Origin of the sequence: uncultured Marinobacter sp. (assembly GCF_913055835.1) — a bacterium.
GTDB lineage: Bacteria > Pseudomonadota > Gammaproteobacteria > Pseudomonadales > Oleiphilaceae > Marinobacter.
In genome coordinates this window covers 118,296-130,117 of record NZ_CAJXKQ010000007.1, presented here as the reverse complement: position 1 = coordinate 130,117, position 11,822 = coordinate 118,296, and the positions used below count along the sequence as shown (strand labels likewise).

Below are 11,822 nucleotides of genomic sequence, written 5' to 3'. Positions count from 1 at the left end.
TAATTGAGGGTTTGGCTCCGGGGTCGGGAGGTTGGTGGTCAGTAGGGCTTCCCAAAACTGTCTGCAGCCATGGATGGCTGCAGTCAAGCGTCACAGGGACGTGCCGCAAGGAGCGCGTTTTGGGAAGCCCTACTGGCTGCCAACCTGTGCTCTACAGTCAGTCCGCCAATACCAAGGCTTAATGGATGCCTGTTGAGCCCAAATTAGTTGGCAACAGAACACTTTGAGTTAGGTCAATTACTCCCGAATAACCCCCCGACTACCCCCATGGGGGGAGCGATTTTCCCCCAGTATCCTTCTACTATTTTAATCATGATTTCGAATGCATGAATATGCAAAGAGGATACACCCATGGCACTGACCCAAACGGCCGAAACCCGCTACACCAAACCCGTGCTCGTCGCCGTCAACAAACCCTTTGACGACGAAGACGGCCTCAAGGCCCTGCGCAGTCATCCACTGTTCTCTGAGCTCGATGGCAAAGACCTGCAGCACCTGATCCAGCAATCCCGAAGAATCCGCCTTGGCCACCACCAGTTGCTTTACCGCCAGGATATGCCGGCCCACCACTTCTTCTTCGTGATCTCCGGCCGCCTGCGTCTTTACCGCCTGGACTCCTCCGGCATCGATAGAACCCTCGACAGCATCGCCCCCGGTGATTGCTTCGCCGAAGTCATGATCTACGCCGATCCGCCAAGGTATGCCTGTTACGCCGAGGCCCTGAAATCCAGTGAAGTGCTGATGATTCCGGTCAAAGCCTACCAGGACATGTTGGAAAGCAACCCAAAATACGCCCAGGCGGCCTTGCGGCATTACGCCAAGCGCGCCGTTTCCCGGTTCCATGACCTGGAAATCATGACCGTCCAGAACGCCCGCGACCGATTGATCCGGTACCTGATCGATCTTCTCCCCAATGGGGCAGAGGAGGGCGGGGAAGTGGAATTGCCGCTACCCAAGTGCCTTGTGGCGTCCAGGCTTGCCATGCAGCCGGAAACCTTCTCCCGGATTCTGGCGGATCTCAAGTCCAACGGCCTGGTACGGGTTAACCGTAGCCGGTTGTTTATCTCAGATCCCCAGCGCCTGATAGAGATCAGTCAATAACTTACCTCATGCAAGCCTCCAGGTTTTCTGGATAGGAGGACAAGTGACAGCGCGAAAGCAACGTCCACTGATCTATTCATGTTCCGGCTGCTCCGATGTGGCGCAGCTGGCCAACAATGTGGCGGTGAGGCTCGACCATGCCGGCGATTTCGAAATGTCCTGTATCTCGGGCGTCGGCGGCAAGGTTCCGTCCCTGGTGAAAACCGCCCGATCGGGTCGCCCGATCACCGTGATTGACGGCTGTCCGTTGCATTGCGCACGGGCCTGTCTCGAAAACATCGGTGTTGAACCGGATGAGCATGTCCGGCTCTACGAATTCGGCTTCAAGAAACACTACGGACAGAGTTACGGCGAAGACGCCGTAGACGAAGTGTGCGACGAAGTTCGCAGGCTCACATCAAACGACCAGCTCATTGCCCGCCAGGCGTAAATCGCAGCGGCCGGCACCAGTAAGGATTCATCAAAATGATCAGCAGTTACAGTGACCTGATTCAGGCCTCCTACAGCCAGCAGGAGCCCCAGCGCCTGCTCTTCGTATTCTGTCGGGCGGAGTTGCCGGATGAGGCCTCCCCGGAAGAAAAAGCTGCCTTTGAGCGCGGCGAGGGTGGCGCCCTGACGCCAGTGGTCTGCGTCGACAAGACGCCCGAGGAAGCACCGGATTTCGCAGCCCTGCACGAAGAATCCCGGGCCACGGGCCAGTCCTGGGATGTGGTGTTTGTTGCCGCCATGTCTGGCCGCGGCGGCACGCCTCCATCCACTGACGAAGCGCAACAACCATTGACCATGATGGTGGAGTCCATCCGCCTTGGTCATATCAATAATTACCTCCCTCTCGATACGCAGGGAAACGCTGTCAGCCTGGGCTGACAGCGAGAATCCGATCAGTTTACCTGCCAGGCGTATTCAATAAGAGGTATTTGATTTTCCTCTAATTTGCCTAGGCTGAAGCAATAAGGCGCTTTTTCTCAGGGAGTCTTCTGTGTCCGTTTTTTCCCGCTTCGCTCTCCTCTTTTTCGCGTCGATCATGGCCATGGCCCTGAATGCAGCGCCTTTGGCCAAGTATGAGCCCGTTGCCGGTCGTCAGGTCATCAAGCAGACCTTCCCGGAAGTCACCCGGGTTATCCCCCGGAAAGGCAATAGAGCCATCCAGGAGCTCTATGCCCGCAAGGAGCTGGTGGGCTACGCCTATCAGTCCCTGGACTTTGTCCAGACACCCGCCTACTCGGGCAAACCCGTCAACGCCATGGTCGTGCTGGATACCGAAGGCACCATCAAAGCCGCCAAGGTCATCCACCACGACGAGCCCATCCTTCTGGTGGGTATTCCGGAGAGCAAGCTTCACACCTTTACCGATCAGTATACGGGCCTGAAAGCCGACCAGCGGGTAACCGTGGGCGGAACCTCCTCGGAGCGCAAGGTAGCCGTTGACGGCTTGTCCGGGGCCACGGTAACCGTAATGGTCATCAACGAAGTGATCATGCGTACTGCCCACCGGGTGGGCGTGGAACTGGGCATGGTTGAGGGCGAGGACGGCACCCGTCCGCCACTGGCCACCGTGGACAAGCAGGCCTTCGAGCAGAAAACCTGGGAGGAACTGACCGGAGACGGCTCGGTGCGCCGGATGCTGCTCACCAAGGGGCAGGTGGATGATTCCTTCAAGGGGACGGAAGCCGAGGGTGTTGATACCGCAGGCCCCGAAGAACGAAAAGAGCCACTGATCGATCTGTATACCGCCTACCTGGATGTTCCGACGATTGGTCGTAACCTGCTGGGAGAGAGCCAGTACCAGTGGCTGACATCCGAGCTGGAGGAAGGCGAGCACGCCATCGCCGTGATGGCCAACGGCGACTATTCCTTCAAGGGCTCGGGTTATGTTCGCGGCGGTATTTTCGACCGAATCCAGATCCGTCAGTTCGGCGACACCTTCAACTTCCGCGACCTGGATTTCTACCGGTTGAGCGATGTCTATGCCGAGGGCATGCCGGAATTCACCGAGATGGCGATCTTCATCATTCGCCAGCAGTACAACTTCGATCCCGGCACCCCCTGGACACTCGAACTCACTGTGAAACGCCAGACCGGGCCCCTGGACAGCGAATTCCAGGTGTTTCCGCTGGAGTATCAATTGCCGGAGCAGTATTACACCCGTCCGGAGCCAGTCGTTTCCGAGGAAGAATGGCTGGAGAGCCAGCCCATGTGGGTGCAGGTGTGGTACCAGAGGGAATTCCAGATTGTGGTGCTGGGTATCGGAATCGGCGTGCTGATGTTCATCCTGTTTTTCCAGGACTGGCTGGTGAAAAAGCCGAGGATGATGCGCTGGATTCGCCACGCCTTTCTGACCTACACGCTGTTCTTCATCGGCTGGTACGCCATGGGGCAACTTTCCATCGTCAACGTGCTCACATTTGCCAATAGCCTGATCAGCGGGTTCAGTTGGAGCACCTTCCTGATCGACCCGATGTTGTTCATCCTCTGGGCCGTGGTGGCCGCCATCGTCCTGCTATGGGGCCGGGCGGTTTACTGCGGCTGGCTGTGCCCATTCGGTGCACTCCAGGAATTGCTCAATGAAATTGCCCGCAAGCTGAAGGTGCCCCAATACACCGTGCCCTTTGCAGTGCACGAACGGCTCTGGGCCATCAAATACATCATCCTGCTGGTGCTGTTCGGGGTATCCCTCGAATCCATGGCAACCGCCGAGCGCCTGGCTGAGGTGGAGCCGTTCAAGACCGCGATCACGCTCAAGTTTGATCGTAGCTGGCCTTTCGTGACCTACGCCGTCCTGTTGCTGGTGGTCAACCTGTTCACCCGCAAGGTGTTCTGCCGCTACATGTGTCCGCTGGGCGCAGCCCTGGCGCTGCCCAGCAAGTTGAGAGTGTTCGACTGGCTCAAGCGGCGCAAGGAGTGCGGCAACCCCTGCCGGCTGTGCGATCACGAGTGCGAAGTTCAGGCGATCCATCCGGACGGACACATCAATTACATGGAATGCCATTACTGCCTGGATTGCCAGATGACCTATTTCGATGACCACAAGTGCCCGCCGCTGATCGTCAAGCGACGCGGTAAGCGCCGTGGTCATAATGCACCGGGCCACCCGGAGGAAATACCCGTGGTTCAGGTGTCCTGAGTAGTCCCAAAAAAAGAAAGCATGAGAAGTAAAACCGCCATTACCAATAACGGAGTTGGATGTTATGAAAAGAAGAGATGATCTGACCAAAGACGTTCCGGAGCTTCCGGAGAGCGGCCAGAGCCGCCGTCGGTTCATGGGGGCTGCTGCGCTGGCGGGTGTCGCCGGTGCAACCGGGCTTGGCACCGCGGTGATGTCCCGTGAGGCATTCGCGGCCGCAGCCGAGGAGGCCCGCAACAAATACGTGATCCATCCGGGAGAGCTTGATGAGTACTACGGCTTCTGGAGCGGTGGTCACTCCGGTGAAGTGCGGGTTCTGGGTGTACCCTCCATGCGGGAACTGATGCGTATCCCGGTGTTCAATGTGGATTCTGCCACGGGCTGGGGTATCAGCAACGAGAGCAAAGACGTTCTGGGCCATGACAATACCCACCTGAACGGCGATTCCCACCACCCCCACATTTCCATGACGGACGGTCGTTACGACGGCAAATACCTGTTCATCAACGACAAGGCCAACACCCGCGTTGCCCGTATCCGCCTGGATATCATGAAGTGTGACAAGATCACCACCATTCCAAACGTCCAGGCCATACACGGCCTGCGGCTGCAGAAGGTGCCCAAGACCAAGTATGTGTTCTGCAACGCCGAGTATGTTATTCCCCATCCGAACGATGGCAGCGACACCAGCCTTGAAAGCAGCTTCACCATGTTCAACGCGATAGACGCGGAAACCATGGAGGTAGCGTTCCAGGTGATCGTGGACGGCAACCTGGATAACACAGATGCCGACTACACCGGCAAGTACGCCTGCTCCACCTGCTACAACTCGGAGAAGGCGCTGGATCTGGCTGGCACCATGCGCAACGACCGCGACTGGGCGGTGGTATTCAACATCGAGCGCATTGAGCAGGCGGTCAAGAATGGCAACTACAAGACCCTCGGTGATTCCAAGGTGCCGGTGGTAGACGGTCGCGCCGGCTCGGAACTGACCCGTTACATCCCGGTTCCGAAGAACCCCCATGGTCTGAATACCTCTCCGGACGGCAAATACTTCATTGCCAACGGCAAGCTGTCACCGACCGTGTCCATCATTGCGATCGACAAGCTGGACGATCTGTTCGATGGCAAGATCGAGCCGCGGGATACCGTGGTGGGCGAGCCGGAACTGGGCCTTGGGCCTCTGCACACAACCTTTGACGGCCGTGGCAATGCCTACACCACTCTGTTTATCGACAGCCAGGTGGCCAAGTGGAACATTGCCGATGCCATCAGGCACTACAACGGCGAGGATGTGAACTACATCCGCCAGAAGCTGGACGTGCATTACCAGCCGGGCCACAACCACGCGTCCCTGACCGAATCCCGGGATGCTGACGGCAAGTGGCTGGTGGTGCTGTCGAAGTTCTCCAAGGACCGGTTCCTGCCGGTTGGTCCTTTGCATGCGGAGAACGACCAGTTGATCGATATCTCCGGCGAGGAGATGAAGCTGGTTCACGATGGCCCGACCTTCGCTGAGCCTCACGACTGTATTCTGGTCCGTCGTGATCAGATCAAGACACGGAAGATCTACGAGCGCGACGATCCGTTCTTTGCCTCTGCCGTTGAGCAGGCCAAGAAGGATGGCGTTACTCTGGAAGCTGACAACAAGGTTATCCGGGATGGCAACAAGGTTCGTGTTTACATGACCTCGATTGCGCCGCAGTACGGGATGACTGAGTTTAAGGTGAAGCAGGGTGATGAGGTGACGGTGTACGTGACCAACCTGGACACCATTGAGGATGTGACCCACGGTTTCTGCATGGTTAACCATGGTGTGAGCATGGAGATCAGTCCGCAGCAGACGGCTTCGGTGACCTTCAAGGCGGATCGTCCCGGGGTGCACTGGTACTACTGCAACTGGTTCTGTCATGCGCTGCATATGGAGATGCGGGGTCGCATGATTGTAGAGAAGGCCTGATAGGCCTCTCTTTCGCCGGGACTCCTTTTGGGAGTCCTGGTGATTTCCAACTTCGGAGAAGCAACCCAAGAGGAGAACCCTTTCCAAAACACGCTCCTTGCGGCACATCCCTGTGGCGCTTGGGCTCCGCCATCCATGGCTCCGCAAAGTTTTGGAAAGGGTTCTCCTCTTGGCTTGCCGTACCTAGGGCGGTGGCTTCGGACCTGCTTCACTTATAGAGAATCATAGATGTATCCACTGTTGCGTTATGGAGTGGCCCTGACAGTCGCTCTGTTATCGCTGACCGCACACGCGGACCTGCAAGAACAGCTTGATGCCCTGGAACCGGGCGCGAGCTTTGAGCTTCCCCCTGAGCAGATTTCGTCTCTGGCAATCCGGGTGCCGGGGGTGTCTGTGTCTTGCCATGCCGAGACGGTGATTGATCCGGGTGGGCAGGGAAATGCGGTAGATATTGTCGCCGAGGGTGTGACGTTTTCCGGCTGCGCCGTTCGCAACTGGGGCCGAGACCTGAACGAGCTGGATGCGGGGATTTTTGTGGTTCGGGAGGCTCGCGGTGCCGTGGTGGAGAACAACCATTTGCAAGGGCCGGCGTTCGGGGTTTGGCTCGATGCAACGCCGGACGTGACGGTTCGCAATAATACGATTCGAGGGGATGATTCGCTGCGTCCGAATGACCGGGGTAACGGGATTCATCTGTTCAACACGACCGGGGCCCTGGTTGAGGGCAATGACATTCGTCAGACCCGGGATGCGATTTATATCGAGACGGCCAATAACAATACGATCCGCGGCAATGAGATGGCGGATCTGCGTTATGGCATTCATTACATGTACTCGATGAACAATCTGCTGGAGAACAACGTTACCCGTAACACCCGAACTGGTTATGCGCTGATGCAGAGCAAGCGTCTGACGGTGATCAACAACCGGTCGGTGAATGATGAGAACTACGGCATTCTGATGAATTTCATTACCCAGTCAGAGCTGCGGGGGAATGTGGTGACTGGGGTGTCCCAGGGGCAGACGGCCGGTGTTGCCATTGAGGGCGCCGAAGGCAAGGCGGTGTTTATCTATAACTCGCTGTACAACACCTTTGAAGGCAATGTCTTTGCCGACAGCAATATCGGAATCCACCTGACGGCCGGTTCTGAAGATAACGAGGTATTCGGGAACGCCTTTGTGAATAACCAGCGGCAGGTGAAGTATGTAGCCACCCGCACCCAGGAATGGTCGAAAGGTAACAGCGGCAATTTCTGGAGTGATTACCTGGGCTGGGACCGGAATCAGGATGGCGTTGGCGATGTGCCCTACGAGCCTAACGACAACGTTGACCGGCTGCTGTGGAAATACCCGGAAGCCAAGGTTCTGATGTTCAGCCCGGCGGTGGATACCCTACGCTGGGTGCAGGATGCGTTTCCGGTGGTCAAGGCCGCCGGCGTGACCGATTCCCACCCCTTGATGCGGATGCCCGCAGAGCTTCAACCGGAGATCCGATGAGCTGTTTTCACCTTGATAATGTGAGTTACCGGTACGACAGGAGTCCGGTCCTGACGGGGATCGACCTGACTCTGGAGCCGGGCGAGATCCTGGGACTTTTTGGCCATAACGGGGCTGGTAAGACAACCTGTATCAAGCTGATCCTGGGGCTAATGACCCCCAACCAGGGATCGGTTTCCGTGCTTGGCGGTCACGCGGGCGACCCTCAGATAACCCAGCACATCGGTTACCTGCCGGAAAACGTGATGTTCTATCCGCAGCTGACCGGTCGGGAGATCCTGAACCATTTCGCCCGCCTGAAAGGCGCGTCCCTGAACCAGGTGCCTCAACTGCTCGAACAGGTTGGTCTCGGCGATGCCTTGGATGCCCGCACCAAGACCTACTCGAAAGGCATGCGACAGCGTCTTGGTCTTGCCCAGGCGCTGTTGGGCAAGCCGAAGCTGCTGATGCTGGATGAGCCTACCGTGGGGCTGGATCCGGTCGCCACGGCAGACCTGTACCGGTTGCTACGGGAACTGCGTGATGGGGGCACGGGCATCGTGCTGTGTTCCCACGTCCTGCCCGGTGTCGAGCCTTACATTGATCGTGCCGCCATTCTTACCAATGGTGCGCTGAAGGCCGCCGGAGATCTGGCCGCCCTGAGGCGGCAGGCGAACATGCCGGTAACCTTGTCTCTGGATCCAGCCAACAGTGTCTCGGCCCTGGAGCACGTTATCGACAGGGCGTCTGGGAACAGTGGCCTGATCATCAAGACCGAAAGCGGGCGCCTGCGGGTGGACGTTCAGCCGAGGGAGAAAATGGCCCTGCTCAATGCCGTGATGAGGTCGGGTGAAGTGGCCGATATCAGCATTCATCAGCCCAGCCTGGAAGATATCTATGTGCACTTTATCGGCTCGGGTGGCCTGGCCCACAGGGGAGGCAGCCAATGAACAGTATCTGGACCATTGCCCGTAAAGAGCTCAGCGACAGCCTTCGCAATCGCTGGCTGATGGCCATTTCCCTGGTGTTCGCCACCCTGGCGTTGGGCATCGCCTGGTTTGGCGCCGCCGCCTCCGGCCAGGTGGGGTATGCCTCCACACCGGCCACCATTGCCAGCCTCGCCAGCCTTGGTATCTTCCTGATCCCATTGATCGCATTGTTGCTGGCCTACGATGCCATCGTTGGCGAGGAAGAGGGGGGAACCCTGCTGTTGCTGCTCACCTACCCGCTGAGCCGGAGCCAACTGCTGCTCGGCAAGTTTCTGGGCCATGGTTTGACCCTCGCGCTAGCCACCGTGATTGGTTTCGGCGTAGCGGGCGTTGCCATTGCTGTCCTGGTGCAAGACGTTGCAATCGCCAGTCTTGCCGCAGCCATGCTGCGCTTCATTGGCTCTACCGTGCTATTGGGCTGGGGCTTTATTGCCCTTGCCTACGTGATCAGTGTGCGGGTCAGCGAGAAGCCCATCGCCGCCGGCTTGGCCCTGGCGATCTGGTTCTTTTTTGTGCTGATTTTCGACCTGATGCTGTTGGGTACCCTCGTGGCGAGCGAAGGCCAGTTCAGCGCGGAACTCTTGCCCTGGCTGTTGATGCTCAATCCCACGGATATCTACCGCCTGCTCAATATCGTTGCCTTCGGCGACAGCGCGCAGCTTAGCGGTGTCCTCAGCCTCGGTGCTGATCTGCCCATCGGCGCCGCTGGCCTCTGGGTTGGCCTGGTGCTCTGGTTTGCCATCCCGCTGGTCGGTGCCCTTTTCCTTTTCCGCAATCGTCGAATCTGAACGGAGTTCTCATTGATGAATCGAACCAAACTGAAATGGCTCTTCGCCGCCCTGGCGGCCTTAACCCTCACTGCCTGTTCGGGCAATGAGGAACAGGCCATGGCCAAACCTGAACCCGTGCACTTCGAAAGCGGCGATGAATGCCACGTTTGCGGCATGGTGATCACCAACTCCCCGGGCCCAAAGGGGCAAGCCGTCACCGAAAAGGATCAGCACGTCCGCAAGTTCTGCTCCACCCGAGACATGTTCGCCTGGATGCTCCAACCGGAGAATGTTAACCGGAATCACACCCTGTACGTTCATAATATGGCCGAGACTGAGTGGGCAAGCCCGGACGACACCGCTCTAATTGACGCCCGTGAAGCCTTCTACGTCGTTGGTTCCAGCCGAAAGGGCGCCATGGGCCCAACCCTGGCATCGTTTGCCAGTCAGGCTGATGCAGATCATTTTGCCAATTCACATGGTGGTGAGGTGCTGGCGTTCAGCGAGGTAACGATGAAGAACCTGAATGCTGGAATGAATATGAACATCATGGATGGAATGGATCATTAGTCAGGTCAGCTGATTAGATCTTAGCCCTGCAGATGTGGGAAATCTGGAAGACTATAACTGCTAAGGCTTGATGAGCGAGTGTGGAGCGGGTTTCCAAAACTGTGCGGAGCCATGGATGGCGGAGCCCAAGCGCCACATGGATGTGCCGCAAGGAGCGTGTTTTGGAAACCCGCTCCACATTCGCTCCACCCCCCAAGCCGGAAGGTTGGGGTAGACCTGAGACTGACTTCAACCGCCGGTCATGTTCATGAAGCGAAGAATCTGCACATCCCCGTTGCTGGAGAAGTGATGCCGCTCCGGCTTCAGATCCATGGCGTTGATAATCGTCTCCCGCAGCTTGTCATCTGTCACCGGATTGCCCCGCAGCACGCGGCGCAGATCCACCGAGTGCTCGTTGCCCAGGCAAAGAAGCAGCCGACCTTCAACGGTCACCCGCACCCGATTGCAGGTAGAGCAGAAGTTGTGGGAATGGGGTGAAATGAAACCGACCCGGGTCTTGCTATCTTCCATGCGGTAATAACGCGCAGGACCGCCGGTATCCTCGGTGGCGGGCACCAGCTCGTGGTGCTTTCGGATGATGTCCCGCACTTCCTCACTGGTGCACAGGGCCAGGCCACGATCATGCTCGGAAATCTCACCCAGGGGCATTTCTTCGATAAAGGTGATGTCCACGTTCTTCTTCCGGGCGAACTCGACCAGCTCGGGGACCTCTTCATCGTTGCGGCCTTTCATCACCACGGTATTGATCTTGATGCCGCGGAAGCCGGCCTCCCGGGCAGCGTCAATGCCGTCCAGCACATGACTTAGCTTGCCCGTGCGGGTGATGTTGCGGAATTTCTCCGCATCCAGGGAATCCAGGCTGATGTTCAGGCGATGCATCCCCGCCTTTCGCAGGGGCTCGGCCATGGTAGTGAGCTGGCTGCCATTGGTGGTCATGGCGAAATCGCGCAGTCCGTAGGTGCCGATTTCCTTGACCAGCTCCAGAATATCCTTGCGTACCAGAGGCTCGCCGCCGGTCAGACGAATTTTCTCGGTACCCAGATCAACAAAGTTGCGGGCAACGCGGGCGATTTCCTCAAGAGTCAGAACCTGCTGGCGGGGCAGAAAGGTCATGTCCTCGGCCATGCAGTAAACGCAGCGGAAGTCACACCGGTCAGTGACGGACAGACGCACGTAGTTGACGGTGCGACCAAAACGGTCTGTCAGCTTGCTCTGGGGCATCGGGTTGGTCCTGTTGCCGATTGTTTTTTAGCCTGATTATAGACCAAGTATTACAGATCAGATCACCAATTCCGATACCCCTCGGGAGGTAAGCCCATTAACCCTGGGCCGTCAGTCCGTCGATGCGCGCAAACAGCACGGAGTTTTCCAGAGCGATGTGCTCCTTCAGGTCTTCACGAAAAACAGCAATCTGATCATAGAGCCTGCGCCAGGTGTTGCAGGCACCTTCCGGGAGGCTCAGATTATTGGTGAGCGCATCGAGGTGGATCAGGGCCGAATCGTGGCCCTCATGCTCTGCACGCATAACCGAGATTGGACCCAACGCCATGCCCGATATGCCGCGGGAGATCATCGGGAACAGAATCTGCTCTTCTTTAGCCATATGGGTCTCCAGCTCCTCGGCCATCTGCGTAAGATGAGCCGAGAGTCCGGCAGGGCAGTCGGTATGGCCGCCGTGCACCCTTTCCACCCGCTCGGAAAGCCGAATCAGTTCCGGTAACTGGTCCCGGTGAGTGTCGTGATAACGGGTCAGGATATGTTCGATCAACTCTTCGTTGGATGCCTTGGTTACAGGTTCGGTCATTGTCATGACAGCACTCCTTGGTTGAGGT

General features: G+C 57.7%; 11 protein-coding genes. 9 read left to right on the top strand and 2 right to left on the bottom strand.

Translation table 11 applies throughout. From position 1 onward, the window contains the following. Positions 1 to 351: 351 nt before the first annotated feature. The 9 genes from QZ534_RS06420 (at position 352) to QZ534_RS06380 (ending at position 9,990) form a co-directional block, all read left to right on the top strand. Positions 352 to 1,101 carry a Crp/Fnr family transcriptional regulator gene (locus tag QZ534_RS06420; protein ID WP_296932835.1) on the top strand — a complete coding sequence of 250 codons (750 nt, stop codon included), beginning with the start codon at positions 352 to 354 and terminating at the stop codon, positions 1,099 to 1,101. Between the two features lie 43 nt (positions 1,102 to 1,144). After that, positions 1,145 to 1,531, top strand: a complete 387-nt coding sequence (locus QZ534_RS06415) for a putative zinc-binding protein (RefSeq protein ID WP_296932833.1) — start codon at positions 1,145 to 1,147, stop codon at positions 1,529 to 1,531. 35 nt (positions 1,532 to 1,566) lie between these two features. Next, positions 1,567 to 1,968 carry a ribonucleotide reductase subunit alpha gene (locus QZ534_RS06410; protein WP_296932830.1) on the top strand — a complete coding sequence of 134 codons (402 nt, stop codon included), beginning with the start codon at positions 1,567 to 1,569 and terminating at the stop codon, positions 1,966 to 1,968. Positions 1,969 to 2,125: 157 nt separating this feature from the next. Next, a complete protein-coding gene (gene nosR, locus QZ534_RS06405; RefSeq protein WP_296932842.1) occupies positions 2,126 to 4,225 on the top strand; it encodes a transcriptional regulator NosR in 2,100 nt (699 codons plus the stop codon). 64 nt (positions 4,226 to 4,289) lie between these two features. After that, on the top strand, positions 4,290 to 6,185 hold the full coding sequence (gene nosZ / locus QZ534_RS06400; RefSeq protein WP_296932828.1) for a TAT-dependent nitrous-oxide reductase: 1,896 nt from the start codon (positions 4,290 to 4,292) through the stop codon (positions 6,183 to 6,185). Between the two features lie 228 nt (positions 6,186 to 6,413). Then, entirely contained in the window at positions 6,414 to 7,682 is a 1,269-nt protein-coding gene (locus QZ534_RS06395) for a nitrous oxide reductase family maturation protein NosD (protein ID WP_296932825.1), read from the top strand. After that, the gene (locus QZ534_RS06390) at positions 7,679 to 8,611 is read left to right on the top strand and encodes an ABC transporter ATP-binding protein (protein ID WP_296932823.1); all 933 of its coding nucleotides are present in this window, start codon (positions 7,679 to 7,681) and stop codon (positions 8,609 to 8,611) included. Before QZ534_RS06395 ends, QZ534_RS06390 begins: the two co-directional genes overlap by 4 nt. Then, entirely contained in the window at positions 8,608 to 9,438 is an 831-nt protein-coding gene (locus QZ534_RS06385) for an ABC transporter permease subunit (protein WP_296932820.1), read from the top strand. Before QZ534_RS06390 ends, QZ534_RS06385 begins: the two co-directional genes overlap by 4 nt. Before the next feature lie 15 nt (positions 9,439 to 9,453). Next, positions 9,454 to 9,990, top strand: a complete 537-nt coding sequence (locus tag QZ534_RS06380) for a nitrous oxide reductase accessory protein NosL (RefSeq protein ID WP_296932818.1) — start codon at positions 9,454 to 9,456, stop codon at positions 9,988 to 9,990. Positions 9,991 to 10,218: 228 nt separating this feature from the next. Here the strand turns inward: QZ534_RS06380 and moaA are convergent, their stop codons facing one another. Next, on the bottom strand, positions 10,219 to 11,211 hold the full coding sequence (moaA, locus tag QZ534_RS06375) for a GTP 3',8-cyclase MoaA (protein ID WP_296932816.1): 993 nt from the start codon (positions 11,209 to 11,211) through the stop codon (positions 10,219 to 10,221). Between the two features lie 97 nt (positions 11,212 to 11,308). Next, positions 11,309 to 11,800 (bottom strand): hemerythrin domain-containing protein, encoded by a 492-nt coding sequence (locus QZ534_RS06370; RefSeq protein WP_296932814.1) that lies wholly within the window; start codon positions 11,798 to 11,800, stop codon positions 11,309 to 11,311. Positions 11,801 to 11,822: the final 22 nt, after the last annotated feature.

Excerpts from the sequence above, each read along its gene's own strand:
- QZ534_RS06420 (WP_296932835.1), top strand. The coding sequence starts at position 352 with ATGGCACTGACCCAAACGGCCGAAACCCGCTACACCAAACCCGTGCTC.
- QZ534_RS06410 (WP_296932830.1), top strand. The coding sequence starts at position 1,567 with ATGATCAGCAGTTACAGTGACCTGATTCAGGCCTCCTACAGCCAGCAG.
- nosR (WP_296932842.1), top strand. The coding sequence starts at position 2,126 with ATGGCCATGGCCCTGAATGCAGCGCCTTTGGCCAAGTATGAGCCCGTT.
- nosZ (WP_296932828.1), top strand. The coding sequence starts at position 4,290 with ATGAAAAGAAGAGATGATCTGACCAAAGACGTTCCGGAGCTTCCGGAG.
- QZ534_RS06395 (WP_296932825.1), top strand. The coding sequence starts at position 6,414 with ATGTATCCACTGTTGCGTTATGGAGTGGCCCTGACAGTCGCTCTGTTA.
- QZ534_RS06390 (WP_296932823.1), top strand. The coding sequence starts at position 7,679 with ATGAGCTGTTTTCACCTTGATAATGTGAGTTACCGGTACGACAGGAGT.
- QZ534_RS06385 (WP_296932820.1), top strand. The coding sequence starts at position 8,608 with ATGAACAGTATCTGGACCATTGCCCGTAAAGAGCTCAGCGACAGCCTT.
- QZ534_RS06380 (WP_296932818.1), top strand. The coding sequence starts at position 9,454 with ATGAATCGAACCAAACTGAAATGGCTCTTCGCCGCCCTGGCGGCCTTA.
- moaA (WP_296932816.1), bottom strand. The coding sequence starts at position 11,211 with ATGCCCCAGAGCAAGCTGACAGACCGTTTTGGTCGCACCGTCAACTAC.
- QZ534_RS06370 (WP_296932814.1), bottom strand. The coding sequence starts at position 11,800 with ATGACAATGACCGAACCTGTAACCAAGGCATCCAACGAAGAGTTGATC.